The 15,217-nt window shown below is 66.9% G+C and carries 17 protein-coding genes; 8 read left to right on the top strand and 9 right to left on the bottom strand.

Going from position 1 to position 15,217, the window contains the following annotated elements; genetic code table 11:
- Nucleotides 1-10: 10 nt before the first annotated feature.
- The 3 genes from pgsA to ACFMPD_RS06230 are packed head-to-tail and all read left to right on the top strand — an operon-like array spanning nt 11 to nt 1,370.
- Nucleotides 11-676 carry a CDP-diacylglycerol--glycerol-3-phosphate 3-phosphatidyltransferase gene (gene pgsA / locus ACFMPD_RS06240; protein WP_380992925.1) on the top strand — a complete coding sequence of 222 codons (666 nt, stop codon included), beginning with the start codon at nt 11-13 and terminating at the stop codon, nt 674-676.
- The gene (moaD, locus tag ACFMPD_RS06235; protein ID WP_380992923.1) at nt 676-921 is read left to right on the top strand and encodes a molybdopterin converting factor subunit 1; all 246 of its coding nucleotides are present in this window, start codon (nt 676-678) and stop codon (nt 919-921) included. The genes pgsA and moaD overlap by 1 nt, the downstream gene beginning before the upstream one ends.
- Nucleotides 922-932: 11 nt before the next feature.
- The gene (locus ACFMPD_RS06230) at nt 933-1,370 is read left to right on the top strand and encodes a molybdenum cofactor biosynthesis protein MoaE (protein ID WP_380992921.1); all 438 of its coding nucleotides are present in this window, start codon (nt 933-935) and stop codon (nt 1,368-1,370) included.
- Nucleotides 1,371-1,456: 86 nt separating this feature from the next.
- On the opposite strand, the gene ACFMPD_RS06225 is transcribed toward ACFMPD_RS06230, so the two are convergent.
- The 3 genes from ACFMPD_RS06225 to ubiA form a co-directional block, all read right to left on the bottom strand.
- Nucleotides 1,457-1,789, bottom strand: coding sequence for a hypothetical protein (locus ACFMPD_RS06225; RefSeq protein ID WP_380992919.1), 333 nt, complete (start codon nt 1,787-1,789; stop codon nt 1,457-1,459).
- Nucleotides 1,776-3,710, bottom strand: a complete 1,935-nt coding sequence (locus tag ACFMPD_RS06220) for an OmpA family protein (RefSeq protein WP_380992917.1) — start codon at nt 3,708-3,710, stop codon at nt 1,776-1,778. Before ACFMPD_RS06220 ends, ACFMPD_RS06225 begins: the two co-directional genes overlap by 14 nt.
- A 61-nt stretch (nt 3,711-3,771) precedes the next feature.
- Complete coding sequence (ubiA, locus tag ACFMPD_RS06215; RefSeq protein WP_380992915.1) at nt 3,772-4,734, bottom strand: 4-hydroxybenzoate octaprenyltransferase; 963 nt, start codon at nt 4,732-4,734, stop codon at nt 3,772-3,774.
- A 12-nt stretch (nt 4,735-4,746) separates the two neighbouring features.
- Here ubiA and ACFMPD_RS06210 point away from each other — a divergent pair, with 12 nt between their 5' ends.
- From ACFMPD_RS06210 to ACFMPD_RS06200, 3 genes are all read left to right on the top strand, one after another.
- Nucleotides 4,747-5,469 (top strand): 16S rRNA (uracil(1498)-N(3))-methyltransferase, encoded by a 723-nt coding sequence (locus ACFMPD_RS06210; protein WP_380992913.1) that lies wholly within the window; start codon nt 4,747-4,749, stop codon nt 5,467-5,469.
- Complete coding sequence (locus ACFMPD_RS06205; RefSeq protein ID WP_380992911.1) at nt 5,466-5,996, top strand: hypothetical protein; 531 nt, start codon at nt 5,466-5,468, stop codon at nt 5,994-5,996. Before ACFMPD_RS06210 ends, ACFMPD_RS06205 begins: the two co-directional genes overlap by 4 nt.
- A 64-nt stretch (nt 5,997-6,060) precedes the next feature.
- Complete coding sequence (locus ACFMPD_RS06200; protein WP_380992909.1) at nt 6,061-7,431, top strand: glutamate--cysteine ligase; 1,371 nt, start codon at nt 6,061-6,063, stop codon at nt 7,429-7,431.
- A gap of 74 nt (nt 7,432-7,505) precedes the next feature.
- Here ACFMPD_RS06200 and ACFMPD_RS06195 read toward each other — a convergent pair whose 3' ends face one another.
- From ACFMPD_RS06195 to ACFMPD_RS06170, 6 genes are all read right to left on the bottom strand, one after another.
- Entirely contained in the window at nt 7,506-9,710 is a 2,205-nt protein-coding gene (locus ACFMPD_RS06195; RefSeq protein WP_380992907.1) for a DUF6851 domain-containing protein, read from the bottom strand.
- Nucleotides 9,711-9,866: 156 nt separating this feature from the next.
- The gene (gene plsY / locus ACFMPD_RS06190; RefSeq protein WP_380992905.1) at nt 9,867-10,475 is read right to left on the bottom strand and encodes a glycerol-3-phosphate 1-O-acyltransferase PlsY; all 609 of its coding nucleotides are present in this window, start codon (nt 10,473-10,475) and stop codon (nt 9,867-9,869) included.
- Nucleotides 10,475-11,755: a dihydroorotase gene (gene pyrC, locus ACFMPD_RS06185; RefSeq protein ID WP_380992903.1), complete on the bottom strand. Its 1,281-nt coding sequence runs from the start codon at nt 11,753-11,755 to the stop codon at nt 10,475-10,477. The genes plsY and pyrC overlap by 1 nt, the downstream gene beginning before the upstream one ends.
- Entirely contained in the window at nt 11,752-12,141 is a 390-nt protein-coding gene (locus ACFMPD_RS06180) for a hypothetical protein (protein ID WP_380992901.1), read from the bottom strand. Before ACFMPD_RS06180 ends, pyrC begins: the two co-directional genes overlap by 4 nt.
- Complete coding sequence (locus ACFMPD_RS06175) at nt 12,138-12,686, bottom strand: hypothetical protein (RefSeq protein ID WP_380992899.1); 549 nt, start codon at nt 12,684-12,686, stop codon at nt 12,138-12,140. Before ACFMPD_RS06175 ends, ACFMPD_RS06180 begins: the two co-directional genes overlap by 4 nt.
- On the bottom strand, nt 12,683-13,630 hold the full coding sequence (locus ACFMPD_RS06170) for an aspartate carbamoyltransferase catalytic subunit (RefSeq protein WP_380992897.1): 948 nt from the start codon (nt 13,628-13,630) through the stop codon (nt 12,683-12,685). The genes ACFMPD_RS06175 and ACFMPD_RS06170 overlap by 4 nt, the downstream gene beginning before the upstream one ends.
- Nucleotides 13,631-13,782: 152 nt before the next feature.
- Between ACFMPD_RS06170 and ACFMPD_RS06165 the strand changes: the two genes are divergently transcribed.
- Together ACFMPD_RS06165 and ACFMPD_RS06160 are read left to right on the top strand one after the other, a co-directional pair.
- Nucleotides 13,783-14,601: a uracil-DNA glycosylase gene (locus ACFMPD_RS06165; protein WP_380992895.1), complete on the top strand. Its 819-nt coding sequence runs from the start codon at nt 13,783-13,785 to the stop codon at nt 14,599-14,601.
- The gene (locus ACFMPD_RS06160) at nt 14,598-15,197 is read left to right on the top strand and encodes a metallophosphoesterase family protein (RefSeq protein WP_380992894.1); all 600 of its coding nucleotides are present in this window, start codon (nt 14,598-14,600) and stop codon (nt 15,195-15,197) included. The genes ACFMPD_RS06165 and ACFMPD_RS06160 overlap by 4 nt, the downstream gene beginning before the upstream one ends.
- Nucleotides 15,198-15,217: the final 20 nt, after the last annotated feature.

The raw sequence follows: 15,217 nt of genomic DNA, 5'->3' as shown, positions 1-15,217 counted from the left end.
GGGTCCGCTCATGAAATGGAACCTGCCCAATATCCTGACTGTTCTGCGCCTGATCGCGGCCCCGGGGCTGGCGATCATGTTCCTGTATTTTCACCGTCCCTATGCCGATTGGTTCGCGCTGCTCCTGTTCATTTCCGCCTCGGTCACCGACTGGGTCGACGGCTATCTGGCGCGCGCCTGGAAACAAGAGACAAAGCTGGGCGCGATGCTGGATCCGATTGCCGACAAGGCGATGGTGATCATCGCGCTGATGGTCATCGTCGGCTATTCCTCGATGTCGCCCTGGCTGGTGCTGCCGGCCACCGTGATCCTGTTCCGCGAGGTTTTTGTCTCGGGTCTGCGCGAGTTTCTCGGCAGCACCGCGGGGACGCTCAAGGTCACGCCGCTGGCCAAGTGGAAGACGACGGCGCAGATGGTGGCCATTGCGGTCCTTTTCGCGCAGGGGATATTCGAACATTATCTCGGCATGTCGGCCTGGGGCATGGACGCGCAGCTTGTGGATGACATCCTGACCGGTCAGGTCGAAGATCTGCACGGGCTGCGCTGGAAACTCGCGGGCATGGACTGGACCGGACGCATCGGGTTGTGGCTGCTGTGGCTGGCCGCGGGTTTGACGCTGATGACCGGTTGGGACTATCTTCGCAAGGCCCTGCCGTTTCTGAAAGAGGTGCGCTGATGGATGTTCTCTATTTCGCCTGGGTGCGTGAACGCATCGGGCTGCCGCGCGAACGCATCGACACCCAGGCCGCGACCGTGTCCGATCTGGTTGCCGAACTGCGCGGGCGCGAAGAGCGCTATGCCGCTGCCTTTGCCGATCTCGGCGCGCTGCGGGTGGCGATCGATCAGGAGCTCAGCGATTTCGACGCGCCGCTGTCCGGCGCCCGCGAGGTCGCGTTCTTTCCGCCGATGACCGGCGGCTAGGCAGGGCCGGGATGCGGATCGCCATTCAGGATGCGCCCTTTGATGCGGCGGCCGAAATGCGCGGTTTCGGCGCGGCCGGAATGGGGGCGCTGGTGACCTTTACCGGGGTCGTGCGCGACAACGAAGCCCGCGATCTGGTGGCGATGGAAATCGAGCATTATCCGGGCATGACCGAATCCGCCGTGCAAAAGATCGCCAGCGAGGCGCAACACCGCTGGAATCTGGGCGATGTTTTGGTGATTCACCGGCATGGCCGGCTGACCCCCGGCGAGATGATAATGATGGTCGCAACCGCCGCGCGGCACCGCCAGGACGCGTTTCAGGCGGCGGAATTCCTGATGGATTATCTCAAGTCCCGGGCACCGTTCTGGAAGAAAGAGATCACCGGCCACGGGGCCGGCTGGGTGGCGGCCCGCGATGCCGACGAAACCGCGCTGGACCGCTGGTAAAGGCACCCGCGTCCTCGTTCCGGTTTCACGTTGGCGTCCGGGGGCGTCCGGGGGCGTCCGGAGGCGTCCGGGGCTGGGGTCCGGTCTCAGGCCTGACCGGCCTTCATCCTGTCGACATACCCGCGCAGTTCCTCGGCCTCTTGCCGGGCGTCGCGCAGCCCGTCCATGGCGGCGCGCAGCTCGGCCTCGGTCTGGCTCAGCTGGTTGGTCAGTTCTGCTTCGCGCTGCTGCAGATAGGTGATCGCCTGATCGCGGGTTTCCTCGGCCTCGTGCAGCTCCTGGCTCATCCGGTCCAGTTCTCCGACATCGCTCTGGTTGACGCGGGTAAATCTGTGCACCAGCCAATTGGCGAACCAGCCCGTCGCAAAGGCGACGAACAGGATGATGGCTGTGGCGATGATGAACTCAGTTCTGTTCATTGTCTTTTCCTTCCCCGCTGGGGGCCGCCGGGTCGGCTGACGCGGCCGGATCGGTGGTTTCCGGCGGCTTGCTGGACAGCTCTTCGAGGGTTTTTTGCTGTTCCGGTATCGGTTCCGGCCGGATCCAGTGGAATTCGATCCGGCGGTTGGCCTCGCGACCGGCTTCGGTCTTGTTGCTTTCGATCGGCTGGGCCTCGCCATAGCCGACGGCGGCATAGGTCGATGTCAGCACCCGGCGATCGCGCAATTCGTTCAGCACCGACTGGGCGCGGGCCTGGCTCAGCTGCTGGTTCATGCTTTCGCGGCCCTGGCTGTCGGTATGGCCCTGGATCTCCAACCGGATGTCGCCGCACAGGTTCAGCAGATCCGCGATCTGGTCCATCGTCGCGGCGGATTCGCCGGCGATAGTGGCCGAGCCGGGTTCGAACATGATCTTTTTGGCGGCCTGGATCTCGGCCAGCCGGGCCTCGCATTCCTCGGGCGGCGGCGGCAGATCCGCCGGCGGCGGGGGCGGGCGAAAGGTGACGTCGAGATTAAAGGTTTCCGCCTCGCCCAGACGATCCGAAAGCAGTCTGGCAATATCGGCGGCAGCCTCTTCGCGGGTGCTGATGCCGCGGATCAGCACATGGCCCGGGGTGACAATGGTGGCACCGTTGCCCAGCAGCGACAGCGCTTCGAGCCCGGCCAGAACCCGCACCGGCCAGTCGCCGGGCAGATCGCTGGCGATCCGCGCGGCGGTATAGACATTGTCCGACCCGAACCGCGCCCGGGCATAGCTGTCGGCGGCCTGGCGCAGGGCCTCGTCGCTGAGCCGGCCGCGCAGCTGAACCAGACCTTCGGGGCTGAGCGTGGCGACGAATTCCGGCGGGCCGGCATCGGTGCCGTTCTTTGGCGCGGGCAGGATCGCGTGCAGCGCAAACACCTCGGGCAGGGCGGTTTCCAGCTCGCCGACGATGCGGTCAAATGCCGTCGGGCTGACGCCTTCGGCGGCGACCAGCGTGATATCGGCATCGGCAAAGGTCACCGCTCCGCCGCCCAGTTCCGCCAGGGCCGCGATGGCCAGTTCGGCGGCGCGCGCCCAATGCGGCGAGGGCACGCCCAGGCCCAGGGTGCAGACGTCGTTGCCGGCCAGCCCGGCGCGAAAGGCCGCGCCCAGGATACGGGCACGGGATTTCTCGGTATCGGCCGAACAGGCGTCAAACCGTGCGCCCTGTTCGTCGATCAGAAACCGCAAGGTAAAGGGCGTGATCACCGGGCGCGGCGCGGCGATGTCCATCGACATCCGCAACCCCGGCGGCGCGGCGCGGGTCAGTTCCGCCTCCAGCGTGTCGCGGCTCTGGGCGCTGTCGGCGATCGCGGTGACGCGCACCAGGCCGGCGGTGACCGACAGTTTTGATAGCGGCAGGCGCGACAGCGCGGTGACGGCAAAGTCCAGCGCGTCCTGCCAGCCTGCCGGAGCCATCTGGTCAGCGGTTTCCAGCAGGTCGGTCACCGGTTCCGGGTCAGCGATGTCGGTCAGGCGCGCCAGCAACGCCTCCCGGTCGGTCGCGGCCGGGATCAGCCCGATCAGCGACACGCCGCTGTCATTGCGCAGGATCTCGACAGAGAACCGCGGCGGCGCCAGATCGGCGGTCGGCGTGACATCAAGCTGGTTTATGATCCGGGCGGCATCCACCACAGAGCCGACCCGGCTGACCGCGTCGAACCGCTTGGCCTCGGTGGGGGCGGTGCCGGTCAGGACAACCTGCAGCCCGTCGGCATGGACCTCGGACCAGCTATAGCCGGCGTCGTCCAGAACCCCGCGCACCGCGATTTCCGAACTTTCCTGCACCGTCTTGACCGCGAAACCGGCGGCCACGATGCACAGCAGGGCGCCGATCACGAAACTGAACAGGGCATATACAATCGGCGGTCTTCGCATGGGCGGGTACGGTATTCCTGAGATTTTCAGGTGTCATACCCCCGACGGCCGCCGGGTTCAATCAAGCGAAAAGCGCGGCGGTCAGAAAGATGAGCGGAATAAGGCCGGTATCGCGGTTCAGCCGGAACAGATGCAGCATGCGGGTCGCATCAGAGTGATCGAACCCGCGCAGCTGCCAGGCCATGTGCCAGCCCATCGCCCAGGGTCCGCCCAGCGCCAGCACCAGGGCCAGGATCGAGGCCGCCGGCAGCGCCGCATTGATCACCGCGATCGCCATCAGCGCGACGGTGGCGACCAGGAAATATTTCAGCCAGTGCACCGTGTTCGCGCCGAACAGCCGGGCGGTGGACTTGACCCCGATCAGCGCGTCGTCCTCGGTGTCCTGATGCGCATAGATGGTGTCGTAAAACAGCGTCCAGCAGATGCCCGCGGCGTAAAGGAAAACCGCCGGCCAGTGCAGCGCGCCGGCATGCGCCGTCCAGGCCAGCAGCGCGCCCCAGTTGAACGCCAGCCCGAGAAACACCTGCGGCCACCAGGTGAACCGCTTGGCAAAGGGATAGATGGTGACCAGCAACAGCGACAGCACCCCCAGCGAGATCGCTGCCCGGTTGAATGTCAGCAGGATGGCAAAGGCCAGCAATGCCTGCAGCCCCATCCAGATCACCGCACCGCGCACGCTGACCTGCCCGGAGGGGATCGGGCGCGACCGGGTGCGGGCGACCTGCGCGTCGAACTCGCGGTCGGTGATGTCGTTCCAGGTGCAGCCGGCGCCGCGCATCAGCCAGGCGCCGAGGGCGCAGCCCAGCGCGATCCAGGCGTCCTGCCAGCGCGGGCTCTGATCCGCCAGCATCGCCAGCCCCAGCCCCCACCAGCAGGGGATCAGCAACAGCCAGGTGCCGATCGGGCGGTCGGCGCGGCTGAGACGCAGGAACGGGCGGGTGGCGGGCGGTGCATAGCGGTCGACCCAGTTGTCGGTGGGGGCGTCGGCGACCTGACCGTCTGGCGTTGGGGCATTGCCTTGCATATGTAGGCTCTCATGAGGGCAAAGATCAGGCTGTATGTAGAGCACCCGCTGGGTCCGGGGCAATCGGTTCCTTTGAGCCGCGAGCAGGCGCATTACCTTTTCGGGGTGATGCGCCTGGCCGTTGGCGGGGCGGTGGCGCTGTTCAACGGGCGCGACGGCGAATGGCTGGCCGAGATCGCCGAGGCCGGCAAGCGCGGCGGCCGTCTGGCCTGTGTGCAGCAGACCGCACCGCTGCAGATGCCGCCGGATCTGTGGCTGCTGTTCGCCCCGATCAAAAAGGCGCGCACCGATTTCATCGTCGAAAAGGCCGCCGAGATGGGCGCGGCCCGGATCGTGCCGGTGCAGACCGAGTTCACCAATTCCGACCGTATCCGCCAGGACCGGCTGCAGGCGCATGCCATCGAGGCGGCCGAGCAATGTGGCGGCACCTATGTGCCCGAGGTCGCCGCCCTGACCCGGTTGAACCGGTTGCTGGAGCAATGGCCCGAGGAACGGCGTCTGATGTTCTGCGACGAGGCGCTGGCCGGACCGGCGGGCGATCTGGCGGCGGCGCCGGGCGGACCCTGGGCCATCCTGATCGGCCCCGAAGGCGGCTTTTCCGAGGTCGAGCGCGCCCGCCTGCGCGGCTTTGCCAATGCCCATGCGGTCAGTCTGGGGCCGCGCATCCTGCGGGCCGACACGGCGGCGGTGGCGGCGCTGACCCTGTGGCAGCAGGCTCTGGGCGACTGGCGATGAGCTTTGTCCGGCCCCAGGCGCGGGCGGCGATCTGGCGCTGGCGCGAAGTGCTGGGCGGTGCCGCCACGCTGCTGCTGGGGCTGTGGTGGCTCGCCGGTCCCGGCGGATTGCTGGGCTGGGTCGGCGGTGCGCTGGCGCTGGCCGGTGGTGCCTTGTGCGTCGTCGGGCTGCAGCGGGCGCGGTTTCGCGCCGGCGGTGGCGGCCCCGGGGTCGTGCAGGTGGACGAGGGGCAGATCACCTATTTCGGTCCGCTGGACGGTGGCGCGGTCGCGGTGGAAGACTTGGAGCGGCTGACGTTGGATGCGTCTGGCAAGCCGGCGCACTGGCGGCTGCACTGCCCGGGCCGCGCCGCCCTGTCGATCCCGGTCAACGCCGAAGGGGCCGAGGCGCTGTTTGATGTGTTTTCCACCCTGCCGGGGCTGCGGACCGAACGGATGCTGGCGCAAATGCGCACCCGGTCCGACCGGCCGGTGCTGATCTGGCGGCGCGCGCCGCAGAAGGTCGCTCTGGACCACAGGCTGCATTGACACCCCGTCCAAATCGCCGCAGGTGTGGCGGTCACACAGAGACCAACAGGATCGGAGCCCACGAATGTCTATTCCCCAGTCCGGCGGTGGACCGATCGAACGGCATGAGCAACTGGCCGACTATCTGGCGGACGGATGCAAACCCAAGGTGGACTGGCGCATCGGCACCGAGCATGAAAAGTTCGGCTATTGCAAGGACACGCTGCTGCCCATCCCCTATGACGGCGAACGCTCGGTGCGGGCGGTTCTGATCGGCCTGCGGGACGTACACGGCTGGGCCCCGGTCGAAGAGGCGGGCAATCTGATCGGTCTGGAAAAGGGCGGTGCCAACGTGTCGCTGGAACCCGGCGGCCAGCTGGAACTGTCGGGTGCGCCGCTGGAAACCATCCACGAGACCTGCGACGAGGTGAACGAACATCTGCGCGAGGTCAAGGACGTCGCCGACAAGGTCGGCGTCGGGTTCATCGGCCTGGGCGCGGCGCCGGTCTGGACGCATGAGCAGATGCCGCTGATGCCCAAGGGGCGCTACAAGCTGATGGATGCCTATATGCAGAAGGTCGGCACCATGGGCACGACGATGATGCGGCGCACCTGCACGGTGCAGGTCAATCTGGATTTCGCCTCCGAGGCGGATATGGTGCAGAAACTGCGGGTGGCGATCGCGCTGCAGCCGGTGGCCACGGCGCTGTTCGCCAATTCGCCGTTTCTGGACGGGGCGCCCAATGGGCACAAAAGCTGGCGCAGCCGGGTCTGGCGCGATCTGGATGCGGACCGCACCGGCATGGTGCCCTTTGTTTTCGAAGACGGGTTCGGGTTCGAACGCTGGGCCGAATACGCCCTGGATGTGCCGATGTATTTCGTCTATCGCGACGGACGCTATATCGACGCGCTGGGGCAGTCGTTTCGCGATTTCCTGCGCGGTGAATTGCCGGCGCTGCCCGGCGAAAAGCCGATGCTCAGCGACTGGGCCGATCACCTGACCACGCTGTTTCCCGAGGCGCGGATCAAGAAATTCATCGAGATGCGCGGCGCCGATGGCGGCCCGTGGCGGCGCCTGTGCGCCTTGCCGGCCTTTTGGGTCGGGCTGATGTATGACCAGACCGCGCTGGATGCGGCCTGGGATCTGGTCAAGGGCTGGGATGCCGAAACCCGCGAGGCGCTGCGCGTGGCGGCCAGCCGCGACGGGTTGCAGGCCCAGGTCGGCGACATCGCGATGCACGATCTGGCGCGTCAGGTGGTCACGATTGCCGAGGCCGGGCTGCGCGCACGCGCCCGTCCGGGGGCTGGCGGCCTGGTGGCCGACGAGACGCATTTCCTGAACGCGCTCAAGGACAGTCTGGACAGCGGCAAGGTACCGGCGGACGAGTTGCTGGATCGCTACAACGGGGCCTGGCAGGGCGATCTTGGCCGGATTTACGGCGAATTCAGCTACTGACGCTGATCACGATCCCGGCTGGGATCGGCAGCGCAGCAGCGGGCAGCGGGGCCCGCCCGCTGCCGGCAACCGGCTTACACCAGCGGCGTGTCGTCGAACACGATCGTGTCGCCGACCACCAGTTCGCCAGGATCGATCCGGTTCACATTGGCGATATGCACCCCATCGACAAAGACCGAGACCGCATCCTGAAAGGCCAGGGTCTGGACGGCGGTCCCATCGGCAAAACCCTGTAGCACGATCTGGTCCTGGCTGGCGTCAAAGCGCCAGATTTCGTCGACGCCGCCGCCGTCATCGACGTTAAAGACGAACTTGTCCGCACCCAGGCCGCCGCGCAGGATGTCCCAGCCCTCGCCGCCGATCAGCACATTATTGCCTTCGGTGCCGCCCAGATCGTCCGAGTCCCTGCCGCCTTTCAGCACGTCGTTGCCGGCGCCGCCGCGCAGCACGTCCAGCCCGTCGCCGCCGCACAGTTCGTCATCGCCGACACCGCCGCGCAGCGCGTCATCGCCCGCGCCGCCGTCCAGCAGATCGTCGCCGGGGCCGCCGCGCAGCACGTCATCGCCGGCCCCGCCGGTCAGGATGTCGTCATCCAGCCCGCCGGACAGATCGTCCAGCCCGGCGCCGCCATCCAGCCGGTCGGCGCCGCGCATCCCCGTCAGCAGGTCGTTGCCGGTGCCGCCTTCGACAATGTCGTCGCCGACATTGCCCTGCACGCTGTCATTGCCGGCGCCGGCGATCATCAGCCCGCCAGCGGCATCACAGGTCAACACGTCGTCGCCGCCGCGGGTGAACAGGGCCGACCAGCGGATCTGGGCCTGGGCGGCGACGTCCTCGCCGAGATCCAGCGCCCGCAGGTTGCCGTCCTGAATGTGGATGCCGCCATAGAGACGGCTGATCCCGGCCTCTTCGGCCGCCTCGGTCAGGGTCTCCCATTGCAGCACCACCGGTTCGGTGCCTTCCCAGGTCTCGAACACCAGATGCGTGGCGACATACTGCCCCAGGAGGTCGGTGCCCGGGACATCATCCAGATCGTAATTGCCCAACGACGTTCCGTCATAGAACGTATCCGAGCCGACAAAGGCTGCGATCGTGCGCGCCGCCGCCATGGAAAAGGACGAGTGCCCCGACACGAATTCCGGAAAGGGCGGGGTGACGAAGGTAACGTTCTGATAGGGCTGCCAGTCTTCGCCCATGATCGCCTGCGTGCCCTTGTCCGGCCCGGCCCAGGCCATCACCTGCTGACCGTGGAACAGATGCCGGATCGCCGATTGCGGGCGTATGAAATCATAGTGGTACTTGGCGTCCCAGGTGGCGATGCCGGCATCAAAGACGGCGGCGTTGAGGGCAAAGAACATTTTTGCGTCCTCGTCGATGCCGTGGCCCTCGCGCAGGGCGATGTCCTGGGCAATCTGGTTCCAGTGGCCCGGTGGCGATTCGGTGCGCGGCCCGTCGGCCCAGAATTCGGCCATCACCTTTTCTGTGTTGGTCAGGCTGGCGCTGGTGTGCAGGACTTCGGTGACCTGGTCGCGCCAGGCCTGGTCATTGGTCGTCACCTTGCCGGTGCCGTCGGTATAGGGGGTGAAGTCGCCCAGTTTCGGCGGCGCGTCCGGGCGGAACTGGCCGCCCGAGGTCAGGGCAAAGGGATCAATGCCGCCCCAATGCGGCGTCAGCGCCACCTGATCGTCATAGCTGGACGGATCGTTCGGGTCGATCACCGGGATGCCGTTTTCATCCACCACCGTACCAGTGGGCACCCGCAGCGGCTGCCAGTGGTTGGGGTCAAACCCCGGCTGACCCGGCGTTGCGGGATCATCCGGATCGGCGCTGTTCACCGGGACATAGCCGCTGGTGTCGGCATAGTCATTGGCCGCGTTCGATCCGTCCTGGGCGCGCGCATCGCGCACGTTCTGCGCCGCCAGATTGCCGACACCGGCCGCAGTCGAGGGATCGGTGCTGGTATCGGTGCGGTCATAGCCCAACTGGTCCATGAAGGCGTCAAACCGCGCCTGTTCATTCGGAAACAGATGGCTGAGCATGTTATAGGCGGCATGGCTGACCGCCTCGGCTTTGTGCGCTGCGTCATGCTCGGCTTCCGGGCGCGACAACTCGCTGTACTGGCCATAGGCGGTGGTGTCATAGGCGGCCCAGGCGTCATAGATTGCCGCGCTGGTCAGGTATAACTGATAGGTGGTTTCGGTCGGTTTTGCCTCGTCCGCACGGATGGCGGCCAGCATGACCTCGTTCCACTGTGCGACCAGAGATTGTTCGGCTGGCATTGGTTTTTCCTTCTCGTAATCTGTAAGTGATTGCCGCAAAGGCAAAAAAGTGAAAATCTCAAGGAATCTCACAACAGATTACGAAATCGTGAATACAACCTGCAACACCCATTTGGGGACTGTTTGGCCGAACAATCGGACGAATGTGCGTTTCGGTCAGTCGCGCTGGCCGATCCGGGGTTCCGATCCGGCCCGGATACGGGCGATGTTGGCGCGGTGGCGCCAGAACACCAGCAGGGTCAGGATCCCGCCCAGCAGCATCGCCGCGCCATATCCCAGCAGCAGCGCCCACAGCGTCGAGGCCGCTGCCGCCACCAGCGCGGCCATCGACGAGATCCGGCTGACCGCCGCCGCCGCCAGCCATGTGGCGCAACAAGCCAGGCCCACGGGCCAGGCCAGCGCCAGCCAGATGCCGAGAAAGGTCGCCACCCCCTTGCCGCCGCGAAAGCCCAGCCAGACCGGGTAGCAATGGCCCAGAAACGCCGCCAGCGCCGTCAGCTGCACCGAATCCTCGGGGGCCAGCGCGCGGGCCAACAGCACCGCAACCGCGCCCTTGCCGCCATCCAGCAGCAGCGTCAGCGCCGCCGCTGTCTTGCTGCCGGTGCGCAGAACGTTGGTGGCGCCGATATTGCCCGAGCCGATCTGGCGCAGATTGCCCAGTCCCATCAGGCGCGCCAGGATCATGCCGAACGGGATCGACCCCAGGCCATAGCCGACAAGGGCCCACAGGATCAGCTGGCTGACGGTCGAATCAAGTGGCGGCATCAGTCTCTCCGATAGACCGGTTTCCCGGCGACATAAGTGGCCAGAACCCGGCCTTGCATCCGCTGTCCGTCAAACGGCGTGTTGCGCGATTTCGAACGCAGCGTGGCGCGGTCCAGCACAAAGGGCGTGTCCGGGTCGAACAGGATCAGATCGGCCGGTGCGTCGGGCGACAGGCGGCCGCAGGGCAGGCCCAGCCGTTTCGCCGGGTTCAGTGCCAGCGCGGCAAAAAGGCCCGGCAGGTCCAGAAGGCCTGCATGCACCAGCCGCAGCGCGGCGGGCAGCAGGGTTTCCAGCGCCACCGCGCCGCTGGCGGCTTCTTCGAACGGCAGGCGCTTGCTTTCCTCGTCCTGCGGTGTGTGCATCGAACTGATCGTGTCGATCAGCCCGTCGCGCAGCGCCTCGATCACCGCCATGCGGTCGTCTTCCGAGCGCAGCGGCGGCTTGACCTTGAAAAAGGTCCGGTAATCGGCGACGTCCAGCTCGTTCAGGGTCAGGTGGTGGATGCTGATTCCGGCGGTGATGTCCAGCCCGTTGCGTTTGGCGCGCGCCAGCGCCGGCAGGGCGCGGGCGGTGGTGATCTGGTCGGCGTGATAGCGCGCGCCGGTCATTTCCAGCAGCGCGATGTCTCGGTCTAGTCCCATGCGTTCGGCCATCGGCGAGACTGCCGGCAGACCGCGCAGCGAGGCGAATTTTCCAGAGGTGACGCAGGCCCCGGCGGACAGGCCCGGATCCTGCGGATGCGCGATGACCAGCGCCCCCAGGGAACGGGCATAGGTCAGCGCGCGGCTCAGCACCTTTGTGTTGCTGATCACATGGTCGCAATCGGTAAAGGCGACCGCACCCGCATCCATCAGAAAGCCGATCTCGGTCATTTCCCGACCCGCGCGCCCCTTGGTCAGGGCCGCCATCGGCAGGACATTGACCGGGGCGGCCGCATTGGCCCTCCGGGTCACGAATTCCAGCGTTTCCGGGCTGTCGATCGCCGGCGTGGTGTCGGGCCGGGTGACCATGGTGGTGACGCCGCCGGCCGCCGCCGCCAGCCCGGCCGATCGATAGCTTTCCTTGTGCCGCTCGCCCGGCTCGCAGACCTTGACGCCGATATCGACGATGCCCGGCGCCAGGCACTTGCCGCCGCAATCGATGATTTCAGCACCTTCGGGCGCGGCGACATTGGCTCCGGCAGCCAGGATGCTCCCGTCTCTGACCAGCAGGCTGCCGGGCGCATCGGTCCGCGCCGCGGGATCGATCAGCCGGGCATTGGAGAATAGCAGAGCGGTCATGCGCAGGCCCTTTGTATCGCCGCGACCGTGGCGGCCGGGTCGGATTGGTACTTGATCAGGTGCTTGTCGCCGCGCTTGGTGATCACCTGCACGAAACTGGCCATGCTGCGCACGGTCGCGATGTCGCTTAGCGGGATGTGGCGCTGCATCGGGCCGATCAGCGCGCCGTCGCGGATTTCCCAGACCACGGCCAGCTGTTCGGACGCCATGAACCAGCCGCGAAAGGCGATGGCGGCCAGACCACCGATCGCCCCGGTCCAGACATGCGGGTTGTCCAGCAGCCACAGCGCCGCCATTGCCAGGGCCATGGCCAGAGCTGCCAGCTTGACATGGCTCTGGATATACGTCTGCCGGTCGGCGGTGAACTGCTGCCCGGTTTCGGTCATGTCAGCACCAGGATCAGCGTCAGCACGATCAGTGCCATGAAGAAAGCAAAGATGCCGGCACCGATGCGCCGCGCCCGCGACCGGGCGGCGCGCGGTGCTTGACCGGCGTTGGCGCGCGGCCGGGCGCTGTCGGTTTTCAGCGGCGCCGGGGCGCGCCAGTCGGTGCCCGGTTCGCCATAGGTGCCGATCAGACGCAGTTCGGGGGCCGGGGTCAGTTGCGTGGCCTGACCATCGAAAGCCCGGCTATAGACCAGCATGACATGGCCGGTAAGCGCCTGCAGCCGCTCGCGGTCGGGGGCGATCTGGTCGGTGGGGATGCCGCAGCCTTCGTGCAGATATCCGGCCAGTCCCAGCTGTTCCAGATCCGCGATCGGAAACACCTCGATATAGGCGGGGTTCAGCGGCACACCGCCCGGAATCTGGCCCAGAACCTGATCGGCGGCCCCGGGTTCGCGCAGGAATTTCGCGCGCTCGGGGGGCATGTCCAGGGCGAAGACCCGGACCTTGCCGGTCTCGCCGGCGGGGATGGTCAGCGCGTCGCTCATGCCGCGCCGGTCCGGCGGTCCTGCAGGGCGCGGGCCAGCAGTTCCATTGCCGCCATGCGCACGGCGACGCCCATTTCGACCTGGTCCTGAATGACCGAGCGGTTGATGTCATCAGCCAGGGTGCCGTCGATCTCGACCCCGCGGTTCATCGGCCCCGGATGCATCACGATGGCGTCGGGTCTGGCCAGGGCCAGCTTTTCCGCGTCCAGCCCGTAGCGGTGGTAGTATTCCCGTTCCGAGGGGATAAAGCCGCCATCCATACGTTCGCGCTGCAGCCGCAGCATCATCACCACGTCGACATCCGCCAGCCCGGCATTCATGTCGTCATAGACCTCGACCCCGAACTGGTCGATCTGGGCCGGCATCAGCGTTGGCGGGCCAATCAGGCGGATGCGGTTTTCCATCTTGCCCAGCAGCAGGATGTTGCTGCGCGCCACGCGGGAATGGGCGATGTCGCCGCAGATCGCCACGTTCAGCCGGTGCAGCCGCCCCTTGGCGCGGCGGATGGTCAGCGCGTCCAACAAAGCCTGGGTCGGGTGTTCGTGCCGCCCGTCACCGGCATTCAGCACCGCGCAATTGACCTTTTGCGCCAACAGGTCGACGGCGCCGGAATGCGGGTGGCGCACCACCAGCAGGTCGGGATGCATGGCGTTCAGCGTCAGCGCCGTGTCGATCAGGGTCTCGCCCTTTTTGATCGAGCTGGCCTGCATCGCCATGTTCATCACATCCGCGCCCAGCCGCTTGCCGGCAATTTCGAAACTGGCCTGGGTGCGGGTCGAGTTCTCGAAGAACATGTTGATCTGGGTGAGGCCGGACAGCACGTCGGAATGCTTAGCGGTCTGCCGGTTCAGCGCCACGTAGTCTTCGGCCAGATCGAGGATCGTGGTGATGTCGCCGGGGGCCAGTTGTTCGATCCCCAGCAGGTGGCGGTGGTCAAAGGACATGGGCGCTCCGCATCGTGGTCGGCACCTTATAGAAAGCCGCCTTGGCGCGGGCAAGCGGTGCCGCCCCGTCGCGGTGCCGCAGACGCGGATTTTTCGCTGAAACCCGGCCCGGACGGTTTTGTCGCAGCCGCGAAGCGGGTAGCGTGGCCGCCATGGAATCGACGTTGCAGCATCACGAGGCCCGGGCCCTGCTGGCCTGGCAGATCGAACTGGGGGCGACCGAGGCGATCGGCGATGCGCCGGTGGACCGCTATGGCCTGCCCGAGACCGCGCCCTGGCAGGCGCGGGCGAAACCCGGCGCGCAACCGGCGCCGACCGGCAGAGCGGCGGCGGCTGGTGCGGGGCGGCCGGCGATGACGCCGCACCTGACGCCTGACGAAGATGCCGTCGAAGTGGCTCGCAAGGCGGCCCGGGCGGCCACGTCGCTGGCGCAATTGCAGGCGGCGCTGGGGGCCTATGAGCATTGCGAGTTGAAAAAGGGCGCGCGCAATCTGGTGTTCAGCGACGGTATTCCCGAGGCACGGGTGATGATCATCGGCGAGGCGCCCGGGCGCGACGAGGACCGCGAGGGGCGGCCCTTTGTCGGCCGCGCCGGGCAGTTGCTGGACCGGATGCTGGCAGCGATCGGCCTGAACCGGGCCGAGTCGGTCTATATCACCAATGTGCTGCCCTGGCGGCCGCCGCAGAATCGCGACCCCAGGCCCGACGAGATCGCCATGATGCAGCCGTTTCTGGCCCGTCATGTGGAACTGGCCGACCCGGATCTGATCGTTCTGATGGGCAATATCAGCTGTCAGACGGTGCTGGGCAAACGGGGCATCACCCGTCTGCGCGGCACCTGGTCCCAGGCCTATGACCGCCCGGCGCTACCGATGCTGCACCCGGCCTATCTGTTGCGCCAGCCCGCGGCCAAGCGCCAGGCCTGGGCCGATCTGTTGTCGTTGCAGGCGCGGCTGAGGGCAGCACCGTGAGGGTTCTGGCGTTTTCCGACCTGCACCATTCTGCCGCCCGCGCCGCCGCGATCGTCGCGGCCAGCTCCGAGGCCGATCTGGTGATCGGCGCCGGAGATTTCTGCAACATGCGCCAGGATCTGGCGGCGGCGATGGCGCTGCTGGACGGGATCGCGGCACCGCTGGTTCTGGTGCCGGGCAATGCCGAAAGTCAGGACGAACTGAGGGCCGCTGCGCCCAAGGGCGCCACAGTGCTGCACGGGCAGGGCACCCGTCTGGGCGGGCTGGACCTGTTCGGTCTGGGCTATGCGGTTCCCGAAACGCCGTTTGGCACCTGGTCGTGCGATCTGTCCGAAGCGGTAGCGGCAGAGATGCTGGGGCGCTGTGAGGCGGCGGATATCCTGATCCTGCACGCGCCGCCCAAGGGCGCGGTCGACCGCACCTCGCGCGGGGTCTCGGCCGGCTCCGAGGCGATCTATCAGGCCATCGAGCGGCTGCAGCCGCAACTGGCCCTGTGCGGTCATATCCATGACAGCTGGGGCCAGAGCGCGCAGATCGGCGCGACCCGGGTTGTGAATCTGGGCCCGGTCGCGCATTGGTTCGACATCGATCCGTGACCGGGCCGCCGGGTCCGGCA

The sequence above is a fragment of the Sedimentitalea sediminis genome (genome assembly GCF_042687825.1).
Taxonomy (GTDB): Bacteria; Pseudomonadota; Alphaproteobacteria; order Rhodobacterales; family Rhodobacteraceae; genus Sedimentitalea.
The sequence above is the reverse complement of the archived record's forward strand: the minus strand, read 5'-3'. Positions and strand labels throughout refer to the sequence as shown.

What these genes read in the sequence shown, in the direction of transcription:
- ACFMPD_RS06175 (WP_380992899.1), bottom strand. Translation starts at nt 12,686, where the DNA reads ATGAGCGACGCGCTGACCATCCCCGCCGGCGAGACCGGCAAGGTCCGG.
- ACFMPD_RS06205 (WP_380992911.1), top strand. Translation starts at nt 5,466, where the DNA reads ATGAGCTTTGTCCGGCCCCAGGCGCGGGCGGCGATCTGGCGCTGGCGC.
- ACFMPD_RS06170 (WP_380992897.1), bottom strand. Translation starts at nt 13,630, where the DNA reads ATGTCCTTTGACCACCGCCACCTGCTGGGGATCGAACAACTGGCCCCC.
- ACFMPD_RS06225 (WP_380992919.1), bottom strand. Translation starts at nt 1,789, where the DNA reads ATGAACAGAACTGAGTTCATCATCGCCACAGCCATCATCCTGTTCGTC.
- plsY (WP_380992905.1), bottom strand. Translation starts at nt 10,475, where the DNA reads ATGCCGCCACTTGATTCGACCGTCAGCCAGCTGATCCTGTGGGCCCTT.
- ACFMPD_RS06165 (WP_380992895.1), top strand. Translation starts at nt 13,783, where the DNA reads ATGGAATCGACGTTGCAGCATCACGAGGCCCGGGCCCTGCTGGCCTGG.
- ACFMPD_RS06210 (WP_380992913.1), top strand. Translation starts at nt 4,747, where the DNA reads ATGAGGGCAAAGATCAGGCTGTATGTAGAGCACCCGCTGGGTCCGGGG.
- moaD (WP_380992923.1), top strand. Translation starts at nt 676, where the DNA reads ATGGATGTTCTCTATTTCGCCTGGGTGCGTGAACGCATCGGGCTGCCG.
- pgsA (WP_380992925.1), top strand. Translation starts at nt 11, where the DNA reads ATGAAATGGAACCTGCCCAATATCCTGACTGTTCTGCGCCTGATCGCG.
- ACFMPD_RS06200 (WP_380992909.1), top strand. Translation starts at nt 6,061, where the DNA reads ATGTCTATTCCCCAGTCCGGCGGTGGACCGATCGAACGGCATGAGCAA.
- ACFMPD_RS06195 (WP_380992907.1), bottom strand. Translation starts at nt 9,710, where the DNA reads ATGCCAGCCGAACAATCTCTGGTCGCACAGTGGAACGAGGTCATGCTG.
- pyrC (WP_380992903.1), bottom strand. Translation starts at nt 11,755, where the DNA reads ATGACCGCTCTGCTATTCTCCAATGCCCGGCTGATCGATCCCGCGGCG.
- ACFMPD_RS06180 (WP_380992901.1), bottom strand. Translation starts at nt 12,141, where the DNA reads ATGACCGAAACCGGGCAGCAGTTCACCGCCGACCGGCAGACGTATATC.
- ubiA (WP_380992915.1), bottom strand. Translation starts at nt 4,734, where the DNA reads ATGCAAGGCAATGCCCCAACGCCAGACGGTCAGGTCGCCGACGCCCCC.
- ACFMPD_RS06220 (WP_380992917.1), bottom strand. Translation starts at nt 3,710, where the DNA reads ATGCGAAGACCGCCGATTGTATATGCCCTGTTCAGTTTCGTGATCGGC.
- ACFMPD_RS06230 (WP_380992921.1), top strand. Translation starts at nt 933, where the DNA reads ATGCGGATCGCCATTCAGGATGCGCCCTTTGATGCGGCGGCCGAAATG.